This window comes from Burkholderia cenocepacia, from assembly GCF_014211915.1.
In the GTDB taxonomy this organism is placed as follows: domain Bacteria; phylum Pseudomonadota; class Gammaproteobacteria; order Burkholderiales; family Burkholderiaceae; genus Burkholderia; species Burkholderia orbicola.
Genome location: NZ_CP060039.1, coordinates 1115094 through 1133525 on the forward strand (window position 1 = coordinate 1115094; position 18432 = coordinate 1133525).

An 18432-nucleotide genomic window follows, 5' to 3' on the forward strand; every position below is an offset into this window, starting at 1 on the left:
TGGGGAGACGACGTGTCAGCGGCACTGCGTTTTGACAATATCGGCAAGGTATTTCCCGGCGTGCGCGCACTCGACGGCATTTCGTTCGACGTGCATGCGGGCGAGGTGCATGGCCTGATGGGCGAGAACGGCGCGGGCAAGTCGACGCTGCTGAAGATTCTCGGCGGCGAATACCAGCCCGATGCGGGCAGCGTGCTGGTCGACGGCCGGCCCGTGCAGTTCGCGAATGCGGCCGCGTCGATCGCGGCCGGCATCGCGGTGATTCACCAGGAATTGCAGTACGTGCCCGACCTCACGGTCGCGGAGAACCTGCTGCTCGGCCGCCTGCCGAACGCGTTCGGCTGGGTGAAAAAGCGCGAGGCGAAGCGTTACGTGCGCGAGCGGCTCGCCGAGATGGGCGTCGATCTCGATCCCGACGCGCGGCTCGGGCGGTTGTCGATCGCGCAGCGGCAGATGGTCGAGATCTGCAAGGCGCTGATGCGCAACGCCCGCGTGATCGCGCTCGACGAACCGACGAGTTCGCTGTCGCATCGCGAGACGGAAGTGCTGTTCAAGCTGGTCGACGATCTGCGCGCGCAGGGCCGCGCGCTGATTTACATCTCGCACCGGATGGACGAGATCTACCGGCTGTGCGACGCGTGCACGATCTTCCGCGACGGGCGCAAGATCGCGTCGCACGACGCGCTGGCCGACGTGCCGCGCGAGCGGCTCGTCGCCGAGATGGTCGGGCGCGAGATCGCGGACATCTACCATTACGCGCCGCGCACGCTCGGCGATGTGCGGTTTTCCGCCGAAGGCGTCGACGGCCCGGCGCTGCGCGAACCGGCGAGCTTCTCGGTGCGCGCGGGCGAGATCGTCGGCTTCTTCGGGCTCGTCGGCGCCGGGCGCAGCGAGCTGATGCGGCTCGTGTACGGCGCGGACCGCCGGCGCGCGGGCACGCTGACGCTCGACGGCAAGCGCATCGACGTGAAGCGCACCGGCGACGCGATCCGCCACGGCATCGTGCTGTGCCCCGAGGACCGCAAGGAAGAAGGGATCATCGCGATCGCGTCGGTCGCCGAGAACATCAACATCAGCTGCCGCCGCCATTCGCTGCGCGCGGGGTTGTTCATCAACGGCAAGACCGAAAGCGAAACGGCCGACCGCTTCATCCAGCGGTTGAAGATCAAGACGCCGAACCGGCGCCAGAAGATCCGCTTCCTGTCGGGCGGCAACCAGCAGAAGGCGATCCTGTCGCGCTGGCTCGCGGAGCCCGACCTGAAGGTCGTGATCCTCGACGAGCCGACGCGCGGGATCGACGTCGGCGCTAAGCACGAGATCTACGACGTGATCTACCGGCTCGCGGAGCGCGGCTGCGCGATCGTGATGGTGTCGTCGGAACTGCCGGAAGTGCTCGGCGTGTCCGACCGCATCGTCGTGATGCGCGAAGGCCGGATCGCCGGCGAGCTGCCGCGCGCCGACGCGAACGAGCATGCGGTGCTGAACCTCGCGCTGCCGCAGACGAGCGCGGTCGAGGCGGCCTGACGCGCCCGGATACACCGGAACATTCGAATCGAACACGCGCGGCGCGGGCCGCGCGATGCAGGAGCAGGAGACACACCATGCAAGTCAACGAAAACCTTGCCAGCGCCGCCGGGAAGCCGTCGGCCGACGCGCTGGTTCCGCAGCAGAGCGACCGCCAGAAGTGGTGGCAGCATCTGACCGAATACAGCCTGATCGCGATCTTCGCGGTGATGTTCATCACGATGTCGCTGACCGTCGATCACTTCTTCTCGATCGACAACATGCTCGGCCTCGCGCTGTCGATCTCGCAGATCGGCATGGTCGCGTGCACGATGATGTTCTGCCTGGCGTCGCGCGACTTCGACCTGTCGATCGGCTCGACCGTCGCGTTCTCGGGCGTGCTGTGCGCGATGGTGCTGAACGCGACCGACAACACGTTCGTCGCGATCGTCGCGGCGGTCGCGGCCGGCGCCGCGATCGGCTTCGTGAACGGCGCGGTGATCGCGTACCTGCGCATCAACGCGCTGATCACGACGCTCGCGACGATGGAGATCGTGCGCGGGCTCGGCTTCATCGTGTCGAAGGGGCAGGCGGTCGGCGTGTCGTCGGATACCTTCATCGCGCTCGGCGGGCTGTCGATGTTCGGCGTATCGCTGCCGATCTGGGTCACGCTGCTGTGCTTCATCGGCTTCGGCGTGCTGCTGAACCAGACCGTGTACGGCCGCAACACGCTCGCGATCGGCGGCAATCCGGAAGCGTCGCGGCTCGCGGGGATCAACGTCGAACGCACGCGCGTGTACATCTTCCTGATCCAGGGTGCGGTCACGGCCCTCGCGGGCGTGATCCTCGCGTCGCGCATCACGTCGGGCCAGCCGAACGCCGCGCAGGGCTTCGAGCTGAACGTGATCTCCGCATGCGTGCTCGGCGGCGTGTCGCTGATGGGCGGCCGCGCGACGATCTCGGGCGTCGTGATCGGCGTGCTGATCATGGGCACCGTCGAGAACGTGATGAACCTGCTGAACATCGATGCGTTCTACCAGTACCTGGTGCGTGGCGCGATCCTGCTCGCGGCCGTGCTGCTCGACCAGCTGAAGAACCGCGGCGTACGCGACTAACCGACTGTTTCCACGGAGACGACCCGCATGACCATCGATACTTCCGCGCCCGACTCGCAGGCTACGCACGCCGCGAGCGACGCGCGTTTCGCGCGCTACCCGAGCCTCGAGGATCGCGCGGTGCTGATCACGGGCGGCGCGACCGGCATCGGCGCGTCGTTCGTCGAGCACTTCGCGGAACAGGGCGCGCGCGTCGCGTTCGTCGACCTCGACGCGGCGGCCGGCGCCGCGCTCGCCGAACGCCTCGCGCACGTGCGCCATGCGCCGCTGTTCCTGTCGTGCGACCTGACCGACATCGATGCGCTGCGCCATGCGATCGATGCGATCCGCGCGCGCATCGGCGCGATCGCGGTGCTCGTGAACAACGCGGCGAACGACGCGCGCCACGCGATCGGCGACGTGACGCCCGCGTCGTTCGACGCGGGCATCGCGGTGAACCTGCGTCACCAGTTCTTCGCCGCACAGGCGGTGATCGACGACATGAAGCGGCAGGGCGGCGGCGCGATCATCAATCTTGGCTCGATCAGCTGGATGCTGAAGAACGGCGGCTATCCGGTCTACGTGATGGCTAAGGCGGCCGTGCAGGGCCTGACGCGCGGCCTCGCGCGCGATCTCGGCCCGTTCGGCATCCGCGTGAATTCGCTGGTGCCCGGCTGGGTGATGACCGACAAGCAGCGCCGGCTGTGGCTCGACGACGCGGGCCGCGCGGCGATCAAGGCCGGCCAGTGCCTCGACGCCGAACTGCTGCCGGCCGACCTCGCCCGGATGGCGCTGTTTCTCGCGGCCGACGACAGCCGGATGATCACCGCGCAGGACGTGATCGTCGACGGCGGCTGGGCCTGACCGTTCGCACCGACCTGCATCGTTCTTCGACGAAGGAAAGGAGCTCACCATGACCGCCACGTCCTCGCGCGCATCGTCGTCCACCAGCCAGTCGCGCCGCGCGCGCCTGGCCGCCGCCGCCCAGCCGGTCAGCCCGGGCCCGCAGACAGCCGTGTTCGCGCAGGGCGTCGGCGCCGCGCATGCGGCGGCCGTCACGCTGTCGAACGCGTCGCTGCGGCTCGACGTGCTGCCGCATCTCGGCGGCGGCATCGCGCGCTTCGACTGGCGCGGCGAGAACGGCGCGCTGGTGCCGGTGTTCCGCCGTTGCGAGCACCCGGAGACGGCGACGGACCCGAACGAGCTCGCGTGCTATCCGCTGCTGCCGTACTCGAACCGGATCGGCGACGGGCGCTTCCAATGCGACGGGCGCAAGGTCGCGGTGCCGCGCAACCGCCGCGACGAGCCGCTGCCGATCCACGGCGACGGCTGGCTCGCGCGGTGGCAGGTGGACGATGCGACCGACACGTCGCTGCAACTGTCGCTCGACCGTGCCGCCGGCGCGCCGTATGCGTTCCGCGCGATCCAGTCGTTCGAACTCGACGACGCGACGCTGTCGATCGCGTTGACGATCGAGAACGCGGGGCGCACGCGGCTGCCGTTCGGGCTTGGCGTGCATCCGTTTCTCGTGCGCGATGCGGTGACCGAGCTGGCCGCGGCGGCGGGCGGATTGTGGCTGTCGGGCGCCGATTTCCTGCCGGTGCGGCACGTGAGCGTGCCGCCGGCCTGGCAGTTCGGCGTCGCGTATCCGCTGCCGGCCACGCTCGTCAATCATGCGTTCACCGGCTGGGGCGGCCACGCGACGGTGAGCTGGCCGCGCCGCCGGCTGTTACTGACCGTCGCGGCCGACGCCGACGCGTACGTGCTCTATACGCCGCCGGGCGAGGATTTCTTCTGCTTCGAGCCGGTCGATCATCCGATCAACGCGGTGAACCTGCCGGGCGGTGCGGCCGCGCACGGGATGACGCTGCTCGCGCCCGGCGAGCGGCTCACGCGGCGTTTCGCGTTCACCGTCGAGCGTGCCGATGCGCGTAGCAATGCCACGACCCGCGAGGGAGCCCGGCGACGCGGGTAAAATACGCGGTCTACCAACGGTTTGCCGCGAGTACCCGCCATGTCTTCCCCGCTTACTTTCATTGAATCGCTGCGCGCCGCGTGGCAGCGCACGAATTCGCTGCTGTGCGTCGGCCTCGACCCCGAGCCGTCGCGCTTTCCCGTGCAGTTCGACGGTCAGCCCGACGCGATCTTCGAATTCTGCCGGCAGATCGTCGACGCGACCGCGCCGTACGCGAGCGCGTTCAAGCCGCAGATCGCGTACTTCGCCGCGCATCGCGCGGAAGACCAGCTCGAGCGGCTGATCGCGCACATCCATCTGCAGCATCCGGGCCTGCCGGTGATCCTCGACGCGAAGCGCGGCGACATCGGCAGCACGGCCGAGCAGTACGCGCGCGAAGCGTTCGAGCGTTATCGCGCGGACGCCGTCACGGTGAACCCGTACATGGGCTACGACTCGGTCGAGCCGTACTTCGAGCACGAAGGCAAGGGCGTGATCGTGCTGTGCCGCACGTCGAACCCGGGCGGCTCGGACCTGCAGTTCCTCGACACCAATGGCCGGCCGCTGTACCAGGTCGTCGCCGACCTCGCGGCGAACAAGTGGAACGCGCGGAACGGCCAGCTCGGCCTCGTGGTCGGCGCGACGTTCCCGAAGGAAATCGAGATCGTGCGCGGGATCGTCGGCGACATGCCGCTCTTGATTCCCGGCATCGGCGCGCAGGGCGGCGACGTGCAGGCGACCGTCAACGCAGGCCGCACGGCCGACGGCACCGGGATGATGATCAACTCGTCGCGCGCGATCCTGTACGCGAGCAAGGGCGAGGATTTCGCCGAAGCCGCGGCGCTCGCCGCGCAGAAGACGCGCGACACGATCAACGCGCATCGCTGATCGAATCGCACGACACCGCCCGGCGGGCCCGCTGGGCGGTTGGCGCCGGCCCCGCCCCCGTGGGCCGGCGCCGCCTCCTCGCATTCCCCCTTCGCTTTCCTCGATCCTCCCTGGCGCACGCGAACAACTTTCCGTCGCTTCCGTATCGCATGGGCGCAATTTATTCGCGCGATGCTGCCGCTTGTCACCGATCCGTCACAAAAATGTCAAGAAAAGGAGCGACGCCATGCCCAAGCTGTCCCGCCGTCTTCTGAGCGCGTTCGCCGCATCGCTGTGCATGACGTTCGCCCATGCGGCGGATCTGTCGCACTGGCCCGCCGACAGCGCGAAGGCGCTGAACGCGATGATCGCCGCGCACGCGAACCGTGGCGACTACGCGGTGTTCGACGCCGACAACACGACCTACCGCTACGACCTCGAGGAATCGCTGCTGCCGTACCTCGAGAACCACGGCGTGCTGACGCGCGACTCGCTCGACCCGTCGCTGAAGCTGATCCCGTTCAAGGATTCCGCCGACTACAAGGAATCGCTGACGAGCTATTACTACCGGCTGTGCGAGATCGACGATCTGGTCTGCTATCCGTGGATCGCGCAGGCGTTCGCCGGCCAGTCGCTCGCCGACCTGAAGCGCCACATCGACGCGATGCTCGCCGACGGCAAGCCGATCCCGATCCGCTACTGGCAGGGCGACAAGGTCGTCGACGGCACGGTGAACCCGCCGCGCTTCTTTCGCGGGATGCAGGAGCTGTACAACGCGCTGCGCGAGAACGGCATCGAGGTCTACGTGATGACGGCCGCGCACGAGGAGCTGGCGCGCCTCGTGCTGGCCGATCCGAAGTACGGCTACAACGTGAAGCCGCAGAACGTGATCGGCGTGACGACGCTGCTGCGCAACCCGGCGACCGGCGCGCTGACCACGTCGCGGCTGCAGATCAAGGCCGGCAAGTACGACGAGGCCGCGAACCGCGACCTCGTGATCACGCCGTTCCTGATGAACCCGATGACGTGGTACGAAGGCAAGCTCGGTTCGATCGTCGGCTGGATCGACCAGTGGAAGAAGCCGGTGCTCGTCGCGGGCGACACGCCGACGTCCGACGGCTACATGCTGCTGAACGCGACCGATGTCGCGCGCGGCGGCGTGCGCGTGTGGGTCAACAAGAAGGACAAGCAGATGGCGCAGATCCGCGCGTGGTCGGACGAATCGGCCGCGAAGCAGAAGGCGCTCCGCCTGCCGGTGACGGCGGACAAGAACTGGATCGTCGTGAAGCCCGACGCGATCCAGTAAGGAAGCGAGGGCGGGCGCGGTACGTGCGCCCGGCCCGATCAGCCTTCGCGCTCGTCGAGCAGCTTCAGCAGCCCGCGCAGCGCATGCGCGGCTGCCTGCGTGCGGATCTGTTCGCGGTCGCCCTTGAACACCCGCGTCTCGACATCGGTATGCAGCCGGTTGCTCCAGGCGAACGACACGGTGCCGACCGGCTTCTTCTCGCTGCCGCCGCCCGGGCCCGCGATGCCGGTGACGGACAGCGCGACCTGCGCGCGGCTGTTGCGCAGCGCGCCCTCGGCCATCGCGCGCGCGACGGGCTCGCTGACGGCGCCGTGCTTGTCGATCAGGTCGGCCGGCACGCCGATCATCTCGATCTTGGCCTGGTTCGAGTACGTGACGAAGCCGCGCTCGAACCACTGGCTGCTGCCGGAAATGTCGGTGATCGCGGTGGCGATCATCCCGCCGGTGCAGGATTCGGCGGTGGCGAGCGTGAGATGCTCGTCACGCAGCTTGTTGCCTGCGCGGATCGCAAGCTGGTGGACGACGGAATCGGTTGGCATGCGCGTCGGGAAACGGGAGTCGGGAAATCGGTCAGCCGACCACGGAGCGCCACAGCGCGATCACGAGCAGCGTCATGAACGCGGCGACCAGATCGTCGACCATGATGCCGAGCCCGCCTTTCAGGCGGCGGTCGAAGTAGCGGATCGGCGGCGGCTTGAGCATGTCGAAGAAGCGGAACGCGACGAACGCCCACAACTGGCCGACGAAGGTCGCGGGCGTGACGAACAGCATCACGAGCCAGATCGCGACGATCTCGTCCCAGACGACGGCGCCCGGGTCGGCCACGCCGGCCTTCTTCGCGGTGAAACCGGTGACCCACGTGCCGGCCGCGAAGCCGACGGCGATCAGCGCCCACCATTCGGGCACCGTCAGGTAGCGGTTGAGCACGACGAACGTGAGCCAGCCGAACAGCGAGCCGAACGTGCCGGGCATGAGCGGCGCGAGCCCGCTGCCGAAGCCGAGCGACACGAGATGCGCGGGGTGCGACAGCATGAAGCGGGCCGTCACGCGGGTCGGCGCGGGCGGCGCGGCGCCGGGCTCGGCCGCGGCGTGCGCGGGCGTCGGATCAGTCTGCATGGAAGTGGTCGAAGCCGTGCAACGTGAGAGCGAGGGGCGCGCCGGCGGCGTCGCGCCACGCGATGGCGGGGTGCGCCGACGGCGCGGACAACGCGTGTATTGTACCGATTCGCGTGACCGGCACGCCGGCCGCGGCGCCGGCCGCTTCGACCGCCGCGCGGGCCGCCGCCGGCGCGGTGAAGCACAGTTCGTAGTCGTCGCCGCCCGCCAGCGTGCAGCGGCGCTGCACGTCGGCCGGCAGCGTCGCGAGCGCGGCCGAGCGCGGCACCGCGTCGGCGTCGATCTCGGCGCGCACGTTCGAGCGCGTCAGGATGTGCTGGAGGTCGCCGGCCAAGCCGTCCGACAGGTCGAGCGCCGCGTGCGCGACGCCCGCGAGCGCCAGGCCGAGCGCGACGCGCGGTTCGGGCCGCTCGAGCGCGCGCCGGAACGCGGCAGCTTCATCCGCACCGGCCGTCCATTCGCCGCGGGCGACGCCGAGGCCCGCGCGCGCATCGCCGAGCGTGCCGGATACCCATACGTCGTCGCCGTCGCGCGCGGCATCGCGCCGCAGCGCCGCGTCGGGCGCGACTTCGCCGAACACGGTCACGCACAGGTTCAGCGGCCCGCTCGTCGTGTCGCCGCCGATCAGTTCGCAGCCGTATCGCTCGGCCAGCGCGAACAGCCCGTTGCTGAACGCCTCGAGCCATGCGGCGTCGGCGCGCGGCAGCGCGCACGCGAGCGTGAACGCGCGCGGCTCGGCGCCCATCGCCGCGAGGTCCGACAGGTTGACCGCGAGCGTCTTGTGGCCGAGCGCGTCGGGCGCGACATCGGGGAAGAAGTGGCGGCCTTCCACCAGCATGTCCGTCGAAATGGCCAGCAATTTCCCGGATCGGGGCGCAATCAGTGCGCAATCGTCGCCGATGCCGAGCGTCGACGCGCGGGCGCCCTGCGCGGCGCGGCGCGTGAAGAAGCGTTCGATCAGCGAAAACTCGGAGAGGGCGGCTGGCACGGCGGGCGATCCGAAACGGTTGAAGGAACGGCATTGTACGAGGCGGGCGACGGCGCTCCTGTACTGTCCAGTTCATTTTTGTCGCGACTGTTGCACCCGAATCGCCGGTCTGGCGGCCGATGATTGGCGCTACAATGCCGTCGAACAGTTATTCTAATCCGCCCGTCTCGAGACACATGTCCACCCAAGCCTCCTCCAAAGCCAAGCTCCGCGAAGCCGCGCTCGACTATCACGAATTTCCGACCCCCGGCAAAATCGCGATCGCCCCGACCAAGCAGATGATCAACCAGCGCGATCTCGCGCTCGCGTATTCGCCGGGTGTGGCGTACGCGTGCGAGGAGATCGTCGAGAACCCGCTGAACGCCGCGCGCTTCACCGCGCGCAGCAACCTGGTCGGCGTCGTGACGAACGGCACGGCGGTGCTCGGTCTCGGCAACATCGGCCCGCTCGCGTCGAAGCCGGTGATGGAAGGCAAGGCCGTGCTGTTCAAGAAGTTCGCGGGCATCGACGTGTTCGACATCGAACTGAACGAATCGGACCCGCACAAGCTCGTCGACGTGATCGCCGCGCTGGAGCCCACCTTCGGCGGGATCAACCTCGAAGACATCAAGGCGCCGGACTGCTTCATCGTCGAGCGCGAAGCCCGCAAGCGGATGAAGATCCCGGTGTTCCACGACGACCAGCACGGCACCGCGATCGTCGTGGCCGCGGCCGTCACGAACGGCCTGAAGGTCGTCAACAAGGACATCAAGAAGGTCAAGCTCGTCGCGTCGGGCGCCGGCGCGGCCGCGCTCGCGTGTCTCGACCTGCTGGTCGACATTGGCCTGCCGCTCGAGAACATCACGGTGACCGACCTGGCCGGCGTGGTCTACAAGGGCCGCACCGAGCTGATGGACCCGGACAAGGAGCGTTTCGCGCGCGAAACCGACGCCCGCACGCTGGCCGAAGTGATCGACGGCGCGGATATCTTCCTCGGCCTGTCGGCCGCCGGCGTGCTGAAGCAGGAGATGGTGAAGGGCATGGCCGAGCGCCCGCTGATCCTCGCGCTCGCGAATCCGACGCCGGAAATCCTGCCGGAGCTCGCGCTCGAAGTGCGCCCGGACGCCGTGCTCGCCACCGGCCGCACCGATTACCCGAACCAGGTCAACAACGTCCTGTGCTTCCCGTTCATCTTCCGCGGCGCGCTCGACGTCGGCGCGACGACGATCACGCGTGAAATGGAGATCGCGGCCGTCAATGCGATCGCCGAGCTCGCGCAGCACGAGCAGAGCGACATCGTCGCGACCGCGTACGGCATCCAGGATCTGTCGTTCGGGCCCGAATACCTGATTCCGAAGCCGTTCGATCCGCGCCTGATCGTGAAGATCGCACCGGCCGTCGCGCAGGCCGCGATGGACGGCGGCGTCGCGACGCGCCCGATCGAGGACATGGAGGCGTACCGCGTCCACCTGCAGCAATTCGTGTATCACAGCGGCACGACGATGAAGCCGATCTTCCAGATCGCGCGCGCCGCGCCGGAAGAGAAGAAGCGCGTCGTGTTCGCGGAAGGCGAAGAAGAGCGCGTGTTGCGTGCCGTTCAGATCATCGTCGACGAAAAGCTCGCGAAGCCGATCCTGATCGGCCGCCCGTCGGTGATCGAGCACCGTATCCAGCGCTACGGCCTGCGCCTCACGCCGGGCACCGATTTCACGGTCGTCAACACCGAGCACGACGAGCGTTACCGCGACTTCTGGCAGACGTACCACAAGATGATGGCGCGCAAGGGCATCAGCGAGCAGCTCGCGCGCGTCGAAATGCGTCGCCGCACGACGCTGATCGGCTCGATGCTGGTGAAGAAGGGCGAAGCGGACGGGATGATCTGCGGCACGATCAGCACCACGCACCGCCACCTGCACTTCATCGACCAGGTGATCGGCAAGCGTCCCGGCTGCAGCGTGTACGCGGCGATGAACGGCCTCGTGCTGCCGGGCCGCCAGATTTTCCTCGTGGATACGCACGTGAACGTCGATCCGACGCCGGAAGAGCTGGCCGAGATCACGATCATGGCCGCGGAAGAAGTGCGCCGGTTCGGCATCGAGCCGAAGGTCGCGCTGCTGTCGCACTCGAATTTCGGCACGAGCAATGCACCTTCGGCGAAGAAGATGCGCGATACGCTCGCGATCCTGCAGGAAACCGCGCCGGAACTGAAGGTCGACGGCGAAATGCACGGCGACGTCGCGCTCGACGCGGCGCTGCGCAAGGAAATCCTGCCGGAATCGACGCTGGAAGGCGACGCGAACCTGCTGATTCTGCCGAACATCGACGCCGCCAACATCGCGTACAACCTGCTGAAGACGGCCGCCGGCAACAACATCGCGATCGGGCCGATCCTGTTGGGCGCCGCGGAGCCGGTGCACGTGCTGACCGAATCGGCGACCGTTCGTCGCATCGTCAACATGGCGGCGCTGCTGGTGGCCGACGTGAACGCCGCGCGCTGAGCCAAAACGAACGCGCCAACCGGTCGAGCGGCTCGGCGCGCGGGAAAATTGTAAACAAAAGCAAAAAGAGGCGTGCCCGCAATGGGCACGCCGCCGGGCAGGGCGCACACGCGCTTCCCGCAAAGCAACAGCAGCATCTCTCCACTCCAGGCAGCGAGCGCGGCAAGGAGGCAGTTCTTGCCAACCGAGAGGTGCCGCACGCATTTTATCTTATGTAAGATAAATGTAGTGTAATTTCGGTAAGAAATACGGTGTCCGGCGCATCACGAGGCTTTCGATTCCCAAACGGACATTGATTCGCGCGGCCAATAACGCTACGCTAACGCCTTTGTTGGTCGTCAACTACTTGATTTAACAGCGGGAACCCTGGTTCATGGCACGCAAGTGGCTCCGCAACGGCGCGCTCGCGTCCGTCTTCGCGATGTTCGCGATGGGTATCGTCGGCACGCCGACGGGCAGTCTGGTTTCCGCCGCTTACGCACGGGAGGCCGTTCCGGCCGACGTGGCTGCCAGCGGGCTCGATACGATCCCGACTGCCAGTCTTCCGCGCGAGGCCGTGACCACGCTGGGCCTGATCGGCGCCGGTGGCCCCTATCCGTACGAGAAAGACGGCGTCGTATTCGGCAATCGCGAGCGAATCCTGCCGAAAGCGAAGCGCGGCTACTACCATGAGTACACGGTGCCGACGCCGCGTGCGCGCAATCGCGGCGCGCGCCGGATCGTCTGTGGCGGGCCGTTGCGCCGGATCGACAACTGTTATTACACGGGCGACCACTACAACAGTTTTAAACGTATTGTTGAATGACTTCGGGACGAATGGCATGAGCGACTCCATCTACGCGCACGATACGGCGGCGGCGGAACTGTTCGCGGCCGGCGACGGCAATCTGTTTCAGCGTGTGATTCAGCTGCACGCGGCGGCGCAGGCCGGCGGCACGCCGGAGCAACAGGAAGCCGAGCCCGGGCTTTCATCGAACGAGGAGCCTATGAGCCTTTTCACGACCGTGCGACCCAATCTCGTGCAGTCGATCCGCGCGTTCCGCGTGCAGGATCTCGCCGACGAAGCCGGTCGGCTCGGCCAGCATTTCCTGTATGCGTATTGCGGCGCCGCGCAGTCGAAGCAGGAAGTGATGGAAACGATCGCGACCTCGTTCCTGTTTCCGAAGCATTTCGGGAAAAACTACGACGCACTGTACGACTGCCTCACCGACCTCGTCGCGAAGGCGGGCGCGCAGCCCGGTTTCGTGATCGTCCTCGAAGGGCTGCCGATCGCGCAGAAATTCGACAAGGAAGGGCGCGAAACGCTGCTCGACGTGTTCCGCGAGGCGGCCGAATTCTGGGCCGAGCGCAAGGTCGCGTTCCGGGTGTTCTACTCGTTCGCGTAAGCGCATCGGCCCGCGTGGCCGATTCGCCGAACGACCCGTCAAAAGCCCGCTTCGAGCGGGCTTTTTTGCGTCTGCGATTCGCGCTCGACTGCATGGCGTGGTGCGCGAAGCAGGTGCGGGGTCGAACCGTTCAACGCGGCGCGCCGACGCGCTTTACCACCCGCCCCAGCGCGCCGCCAGCGCCGCAAGCACGGCCGCACCGGCGGTTTCGGTGCGCAGCACGCGCGGCCCGAGCGACAGCGCGGTGAACCCGCGTGCGCGGGCCGCATGTTCCTCGTCGGGCGACAGCCCGCCTTCGGGTCCGATCAGCAGCGTGACGGCCGCCGCGGGCGGCGCGTCGGGCAGCGACGCGAACGGGCTGCTCGCGCGCGGCGACAGCAGCAGCCGCAGCTCGCCGTCGGCCGGCGCGGCCGGCAGCGCGTCGAGCCACGCGTTGAAGCCGGCGACCGGCGCGACGTCGGGCACGCGGTTGCGTCCGCATTGCTCGCACGACGCGCGCACGACGCCGCGCCAGTGCGCGACGCGCTTGTCCGCCCGTTCGCCGGACAGCTTCACGACGCCGCGCGCGGTTGACAGCGGCACGACCGCCGCGACGCCGAGCTCGACGGCCTTCTCGATCACCCAGTCCATCTTGTCGCCGCCGGCGATCCCCTGCGCGAGCGTCACGCGATAGGGCGGCTCGGCCTCGGCGGGCTCGAACGTATCGACCTGCACGAGCGCGCTGCGCTTGTCGACTTCGACGAGCCGTGCGCGGTACTGGCCGCCCGTGCCGTCGAACAGCGCGAGCACGTCGCCGGGCTGCAGGCGCAGCACCTGCACGTGGCGCGCGACGTCGGCCGGCAACGCGAGCGTGGCGTCGACGCGCAGCGCGGCGTCGACGAAAAAGCGCGGCACGGCCGCGGTGGTGGTGGCTTCGTTCATGCGTGTGGCGGTTTCGGTCATGCGTCGAGACGGCACCCGAGCGCCCAGCGGTAGCCGTCGAGATCCTCGATCTGCGCGAACCGGTCGCCCCAGAACTGGTCCTGCGGCGCGCTCAGCGATTTCGCGCCCGCGTCGAGCGCGCGCTGCCAGGTGGCGTCGACGTCGTCGACATACAGATAGAACGATTGCGGCGCGGTGGCGTTCGCGCGCTTCGGCGTGAGCGCGGGCGAGCCGAACGCGCCTTCGGGCGCGAACATCACGATCAACTGGCCGCGATAGGCCATCTCGACGTGCATGATCACGCCGTCCTCGTCGTGCACGTCGCGTAGCGTGAAGCCGAATGCGGCCTGGAAGAAGTCGATGGCCGCGCGCGCGCTGCGTACGGCCAGGTAGGGCGTCAACCAAGGCACGTTGGCCGGACGTGGATCGGTCATGAAAATCTCCTGTTGCACAGTGTCGGCGCTTCTCGCGCCTGCGCCGGTCTCATGCTGGAACAGCGGAACGTCAGGGCCGTCCGGCTGTTCAGCGGCGAACGCCCAGTGTATCGCGCAGCGCGCGCGGCAGGGCAAAGAGGGACGCATGCAGCCGCGCATCGTAGTAGCGCAGGCCGTCGACGCGGCGGGCCGCGAGCCGATCGTCGACGTCGTGCGCGAACAGCGCGGCCGCATCGAGCGTGTCGCTCGCGATCGCCATCAGCCACTGCGAGCCGTACAGCGGCACGTGCGCGGACAGCGGATCGACGACCGCGAAGCTCGCGCGCAGGTCGTCGAGCAGCGCGGCGATGCGTGCGGCATGGAACACCGGCGAGCCCAGATGCATCGAGATCGCGCCGCAGCGCGTGAGGATCCGCTTGAGCCGCGCGTAGAACCCGCGCGTATAGAGGCCGGCCGCCGGCGAATCGGGCGGCGTGAGGTCGAACACGACGAGATCGAAATGTTCGACCGTCGAATCGACGAAGTGCGCGGCGTCGCCGATCACGACCTCGACGCGCGGGTCGTCGAGCGCGCCCTGGTGCACGTCGTCGAGATAGCGGCGCGCCATCCCGACTACCTCGTCGTCGAGTTCGGCGATCACGATCCGTTCGATGCACGCGTGCTTGAGCAGCTGGCGCGCCGCGCCGCCGTCGCCGCCGCCGAGCACGAGCGCCTTCCTCGGCGCCGGATGCGCGAGCGCGGCCGGGTGCGTCATGCACTCGTGATAGACGAATTCGTCGCCGACCGACGTCATCGGTCGGCCGTCCAGCGTGAACAGCCGGCCGAGCTGCGGGGTTTCCCAGACTTCGATCTGCTGGTGCGAGGACGCGACGTGCGCGAGCCGCCGCGCGTTCGGGAAGCCGTAGGTGGCGTCGGGCGTCGGGTGAAAGAGAAGGGTGGTGCTCACGGGCGGGGCCGCTGGGGCAGGCAGTTCCGACGCCTGAATTATAGGAGGCAGGCGGTTTGGCGGAAAACCGTGCCGGAACACTACGCGCCGACAAGGGAAATGTCAGCCCATCTGTTAAAATGACGAGCTTTGCAGCCCCGTCCGTTGGCTCCGTCCGCTTCGCGTCCGTCAGGCGCCGCACCGCGCGCCGGGAACGATTGACGCTCGAGCTTCCGGATGCCGCCGTGCCCCGTTTCCTCGACTCGTTCTCCGGACTCGACATGACGACTTCGTCTCCCGCCTCCACCACCCTGATGGCCAACGCGATCCGTGCGCTCGCGATGGACGCCGTCCAGCAAGCGAACTCCGGCCACCCCGGCATGCCGATGGGCATGGCCGAAATCGGCGTCGCACTCTGGTCGCGCCATCTGAAGCACAACCCGACGAATCCGCACTGGGCCGATCGCGACCGTTTCGTGCTGTCGAACGGCCATGGCTCGATGCTGCTGTACTCGCTGCTGCACCTGACCGGCTACGACCTGCCGATCGAAGAGCTGAAGAATTTCCGCCAGCTGCACTCGAAGACCCCGGGCCACCCGGAATACGGGATCACGCCGGGCGTCGAGACGACCACCGGCCCGCTCGGCCAGGGTCTCGCGAACGCGGTCGGCATGGCGCTCGGCGAAGCGCTGATGGCCGACGAGTTCAACCGTGACGGCGCGAAGATCGTCGATCACCACACGTACGTGTTCCTCGGCGACGGCTGCCTGATGGAAGGCATCTCGCACGAAGCCTGCTCGCTCGCGGGCACGCTGAAGCTGAACAAGCTGATCGCGCTGTACGACGACAACGGCATCTCGATCGACGGCGATGTCGTGAACTGGTTCCACGACGACACGCCGAAGCGCTTCGAAGCGTACGGCTGGAACGTGATCCCGAACGTGAACGGCCACGACGTCGACGCGGTCGACGCGGCCATCGCGAAGGCGAAGCTGTCGGACAAGCCGACGCTGATCTGCTGCAAGACGGTGATCGGCAAGGGCGCGGCCACCAAGGCCGGCGGCCACGACGTGCACGGCGCGGCGCTCGGCGCGGAAGAAATCGCGAAGACGCGCGAAGCGCTCGGCTGGAAGTGGGAGCCGTTCGTGATTCCGCAGGAAGTCTACGCGGCATGGGACGCGAAGGAAGCCGGCAAGCGCGCCGAGTCGGAGTGGGACGCGACGTTCGCCGCGTATCGCGCGAAGTTCCCGGCGGAAGCCGCCGAATTCGAGCGCCGGATGGCCAACAAGCTGCCGGCCGACTGGGCCGAGAAGGCTGCGGCGATCATCGCCGGCGCGAACGAGCGCGCCGAGACGGTCGCGACCCGCAAGGCGTCGCAGCAGGCGATCGAGGGCCTCGCCGCCGCGCTGCCGGAGCTGCTCGGCGGCTCGGCCGACCTGACCGGCTCGAACCTGACCAACTGGAAGGCGTCGAAGGCGGTGCGCGCGAATCCGGAAGGCGCGGGCGTGCTGCTCGGCAACCACATCAACTACGGCGTGCGCGAATTCGGCATGAGCGCCGCGATCAACGGTCTCGCGCTGCACGGCGGCCACAAGCCGTTCGGCGGCACGTTCCTGACGTTCTCCGACTACAGCCGCAACGCGCTGCGCGTGGCCGCGCTGATGAAGGTGCCGTCGATCTTCGTGTTCACGCACGATTCGATCGGCCTCGGCGAAGACGGCCCGACGCACCAGTCGATCGAGCACGTGTCGAGCCTGCGCCTGATCCCGAACCACGACGTCTGGCGCCCGGCCGACACGGTCGAGACGGCCGTCGCGTGGACCCACGCGGTCGCCGCCGATCGTCCGTCGAGCCTGATCTTCAGCCGCCAGAACCTCGCGTTCAACCCGCGTACCGATGCGCAGATCGCCAACATCGAGAAGGGCGGCTACGTGCTGAAGGACTGGGACGAGGAAATCGTCGCGCGCAAGATCATCCTGATCGCGACGGGCTCGGAAGTCGAACTCGCGATGAAGGCCGTCGAGCCGCTCGCGCAGCAAGGCATCGCGGCGCGCGTCGTGTCGATGCCGTCGACCAACGTGTTCGACCGCCAGGACGCCGAATACCGCGAACGCGTGCTGCCGCACGGCGTGCGCCGCGTCGCGATCGAAGCGGGCGTGACGAGCTTCTGGCACAAGTACGTCGGCCTCGAAGGCGGCGTCGTCGGGATCGACACGTTCGGCGAATCGGCGCCGGCCGGTGTGCTGTTCAAGTACTTCGGCTTCACCGTCGAGCACGTCGTCGAGACGGCCAAGGCCGTGCTGGCCTAAAAGCATACGCGGCGCGCGCCACCCGTTGCGCGCGTCGCACCGTGAAGCTGCACGAAACGAATTTTTTCAGCCATCAGGAGATAGACCATGACGATTCGCGTCGCAATCAACGGCTACGGCCGTATCGGCCGCAACACGCTGCGCGCGTTCTATGAAAACGGCAAGAAGCACGATCTCGAGATCGTCGCGATCAACGACCTGGGCGATGCGAAGACCAACGCGCACCTGACCCAGTACGACACCGCGCACGGCAAGTTCCCGGGCGAAGTGTCGGTCGACGGCGACTACCTCGTCGTGAACGGCGACAAGATCCGCGTGCTGGCGAACCGCAACCCGGCCGAACTGCCGTGGGGCGAGCTGGGCGTCGACGTCGTGATGGAATGCACGGGCTTCTTCACGACGAAGGAAAAGGCGAGCGCGCACCTGAAGGGCGGCGCGAAGAAGGTGATCATCTCGGCGCCGGGCGGCAAGGACGTCGACGCGACGATCGTCTACGGCGTGAACCACGACGTGCTGAAGGCCGAGCACACGGTCATCTCGAACGCATCGTGCACGACGAACTGCCTCGCGCCGCTCGTCAAGCCGCTGAACGACAAGATCGGCCTCGAAACCGGCCTGATGACGACGATCCACGCGTACACGAACGACCAGGTGCTGACGGACGTCTATCACGAAGACCTGCGCCGCGCGCGTTCGGCCACCCACAGCCAGATCCCGACGAAGACGGGTGCCGCATCGGCCGTCGGCCTCGTGCTGCCGGAACTGAACGGCAAGCTCGACGGCTACGCGATCCGCGTCCCGACGATCAACGTGTCGATCGTCGACCTGTCGTTCATCGCGAAGCGCGACACGACGGTCGAGGAAGTCAACGCGATCATGAAGGAAGCATCGGAAGGCGCGCTGAAGGGCATCCTCGGCTACAACGACGCACCGCTGGTGTCGATCGACTTCAACCACAACCCGGCTTCGTCGACGTTCGACGCGACGCTGACCAAGGTGTCGGGCCGCCTCGTGAAGGTGTCGAGCTGGTACGACAACGAGTGGGGTTTCTCGAACCGCATGCTGGATACGGCAATCGCATTCGCGAACGCGAAGTAATCCCGCCCGTCGCGCGGCCGGCGTGGCGAACGAACCCGGCCCGGGGTTTCCCGGC

General features: G+C 67.7%; 17 protein-coding genes. 11 read left to right on the forward strand and 6 right to left on the reverse strand.

The features are described from left to right. Positions 1-12 precede the first annotated feature (12 nt). From araG to SY91_RS05280, 6 genes are all read left to right on the forward strand, one after another. The gene (gene araG, locus SY91_RS05255) at positions 13-1524 is read left to right on the forward strand and encodes an L-arabinose ABC transporter ATP-binding protein AraG (RefSeq protein WP_006476956.1); all 1512 of its coding nucleotides are present in this window, start codon (positions 13-15) and stop codon (positions 1522-1524) included. Between the two features lie 77 nt (positions 1525-1601). Further along, positions 1602-2618 (forward strand): L-arabinose ABC transporter permease AraH, encoded by a 1017-nt coding sequence (araH, locus tag SY91_RS05260; RefSeq protein WP_011544547.1) that lies wholly within the window; start codon positions 1602-1604, stop codon positions 2616-2618. 27 nt (positions 2619-2645) lie between these two features. Continuing rightward, positions 2646-3461 carry an SDR family NAD(P)-dependent oxidoreductase gene (locus SY91_RS05265; protein WP_006476954.1) on the forward strand — a complete coding sequence of 272 codons (816 nt, stop codon included), beginning with the start codon at positions 2646-2648 and terminating at the stop codon, positions 3459-3461. Positions 3462-3510: 49 nt separating this feature from the next. After that, entirely contained in the window at positions 3511-4572 is a 1062-nt protein-coding gene (locus SY91_RS05270; RefSeq protein ID WP_124476076.1) for an aldose 1-epimerase, read from the forward strand. Positions 4573-4611: 39 nt separating this feature from the next. Then, positions 4612-5439: an orotidine-5'-phosphate decarboxylase gene (gene pyrF / locus SY91_RS05275; RefSeq protein WP_011544549.1), complete on the forward strand. Its 828-nt coding sequence runs from the start codon at positions 4612-4614 to the stop codon at positions 5437-5439. 226 nt (positions 5440-5665) lie between these two features. Continuing rightward, on the forward strand, positions 5666-6724 hold the full coding sequence (locus SY91_RS05280) for a hypothetical protein (protein ID WP_023478176.1): 1059 nt from the start codon (positions 5666-5668) through the stop codon (positions 6722-6724). 38 nt (positions 6725-6762) lie between these two features. Here SY91_RS05280 and SY91_RS05285 read toward each other — a convergent pair whose 3' ends face one another. Genes SY91_RS05285 through thiL form a run of 3 tightly spaced genes read right to left on the reverse strand, consistent with a single transcriptional unit; the run spans position 6763 to position 8828 of the window. Beyond that, positions 6763-7263 carry a CinA family protein gene (locus SY91_RS05285; protein ID WP_011544551.1) on the reverse strand — a complete coding sequence of 167 codons (501 nt, stop codon included), beginning with the start codon at positions 7261-7263 and terminating at the stop codon, positions 6763-6765. 31 nt (positions 7264-7294) lie between these two features. Continuing rightward, on the reverse strand, positions 7295-7840 hold the full coding sequence (locus tag SY91_RS05290; protein WP_124476078.1) for a phosphatidylglycerophosphatase A: 546 nt from the start codon (positions 7838-7840) through the stop codon (positions 7295-7297). Further along, positions 7830-8828 (reverse strand): thiamine-phosphate kinase, encoded by a 999-nt coding sequence (thiL, locus tag SY91_RS05295; protein ID WP_124476079.1) that lies wholly within the window; start codon positions 8826-8828, stop codon positions 7830-7832. Before thiL ends, SY91_RS05290 begins: the two co-directional genes overlap by 11 nt. Positions 8829-8962: 134 nt before the next feature. Between thiL and SY91_RS05300 the strand changes: the two genes are divergently transcribed. From SY91_RS05300 to SY91_RS05310, 3 genes are all read left to right on the forward strand, one after another. Next, a complete protein-coding gene (locus SY91_RS05300) occupies positions 8963-11305 on the forward strand; it encodes an NADP-dependent malic enzyme (protein WP_012327882.1) in 2343 nt (780 codons plus the stop codon). A gap of 373 nt (positions 11306-11678) precedes the next feature. Beyond that, positions 11679-12110 (forward strand): ribonuclease domain-containing protein, encoded by a 432-nt coding sequence (locus SY91_RS05305; RefSeq protein ID WP_006476946.1) that lies wholly within the window; start codon positions 11679-11681, stop codon positions 12108-12110. Positions 12111-12126: 16 nt separating this feature from the next. After that, entirely contained in the window at positions 12127-12690 is a 564-nt protein-coding gene (locus SY91_RS05310) for a barstar family protein (RefSeq protein ID WP_006476945.1), read from the forward strand. A gap of 153 nt (positions 12691-12843) precedes the next feature. On the opposite strand, the gene SY91_RS05315 is transcribed toward SY91_RS05310, so the two are convergent. The 3 genes from SY91_RS05315 to speE all read right to left on the reverse strand — a co-directional run bounded on the left by SY91_RS05315 (position 12844) and on the right by speE (position 14991). Further along, positions 12844-13611, reverse strand: coding sequence for a 16S rRNA (uracil(1498)-N(3))-methyltransferase (locus SY91_RS05315; RefSeq protein ID WP_043887110.1), 768 nt, complete (start codon positions 13609-13611; stop codon positions 12844-12846). Positions 13612-13628: 17 nt separating this feature from the next. Beyond that, positions 13629-14045 carry a VOC family protein gene (locus SY91_RS05320; protein WP_023475568.1) on the reverse strand — a complete coding sequence of 139 codons (417 nt, stop codon included), beginning with the start codon at positions 14043-14045 and terminating at the stop codon, positions 13629-13631. A gap of 88 nt (positions 14046-14133) precedes the next feature. After that, entirely contained in the window at positions 14134-14991 is an 858-nt protein-coding gene (gene speE, locus SY91_RS05325; RefSeq protein WP_023475569.1) for a polyamine aminopropyltransferase, read from the reverse strand. A gap of 260 nt (positions 14992-15251) precedes the next feature. On the opposite strand from speE, the gene tkt reads away from it, so the two are divergent. Together tkt and gap are read left to right on the forward strand one after the other, a co-directional pair. After that, entirely contained in the window at positions 15252-17279 is a 2028-nt protein-coding gene (gene tkt / locus SY91_RS05330) for a transketolase (RefSeq protein ID WP_043887112.1), read from the forward strand. Between the two features lie 87 nt (positions 17280-17366). Beyond that, positions 17367-18377 carry a type I glyceraldehyde-3-phosphate dehydrogenase gene (gene gap, locus SY91_RS05335; protein ID WP_006476940.1) on the forward strand — a complete coding sequence of 337 codons (1011 nt, stop codon included), beginning with the start codon at positions 17367-17369 and terminating at the stop codon, positions 18375-18377. Positions 18378-18432 lie beyond the last annotated feature (55 nt).

Coding starts and splice junctions, on each gene's coding strand:
- SY91_RS05290 (WP_124476078.1), bottom strand. CDS start 7,840: ATGCAGACTGATCCGACGCCCGCGCACGCCGCGGCCGAGCCCGGCGCC.
- SY91_RS05300 (WP_012327882.1), top strand. CDS start 8,963: ATGCCGTCGAACAGTTATTCTAATCCGCCCGTCTCGAGACACATGTCC.
- gap (WP_006476940.1), top strand. CDS start 17,367: ATGACGATTCGCGTCGCAATCAACGGCTACGGCCGTATCGGCCGCAAC.
- SY91_RS05280 (WP_023478176.1), top strand. CDS start 5,666: ATGCCCAAGCTGTCCCGCCGTCTTCTGAGCGCGTTCGCCGCATCGCTG.
- SY91_RS05285 (WP_011544551.1), bottom strand. CDS start 7,263: ATGCCAACCGATTCCGTCGTCCACCAGCTTGCGATCCGCGCAGGCAAC.
- SY91_RS05320 (WP_023475568.1), bottom strand. CDS start 14,045: ATGACCGATCCACGTCCGGCCAACGTGCCTTGGTTGACGCCCTACCTG.
- SY91_RS05305 (WP_006476946.1), top strand. CDS start 11,679: ATGGCACGCAAGTGGCTCCGCAACGGCGCGCTCGCGTCCGTCTTCGCG.
- SY91_RS05270 (WP_124476076.1), top strand. CDS start 3,511: ATGACCGCCACGTCCTCGCGCGCATCGTCGTCCACCAGCCAGTCGCGC.
- SY91_RS05265 (WP_006476954.1), top strand. CDS start 2,646: ATGACCATCGATACTTCCGCGCCCGACTCGCAGGCTACGCACGCCGCG.
- SY91_RS05315 (WP_043887110.1), bottom strand. CDS start 13,611: ATGAACGAAGCCACCACCACCGCGGCCGTGCCGCGCTTTTTCGTCGAC.
- araH (WP_011544547.1), top strand. CDS start 1,602: ATGCAAGTCAACGAAAACCTTGCCAGCGCCGCCGGGAAGCCGTCGGCC.
- pyrF (WP_011544549.1), top strand. CDS start 4,612: ATGTCTTCCCCGCTTACTTTCATTGAATCGCTGCGCGCCGCGTGGCAG.
- tkt (WP_043887112.1), top strand. CDS start 15,252: ATGACGACTTCGTCTCCCGCCTCCACCACCCTGATGGCCAACGCGATC.
- SY91_RS05310 (WP_006476945.1), top strand. CDS start 12,127: ATGAGCGACTCCATCTACGCGCACGATACGGCGGCGGCGGAACTGTTC.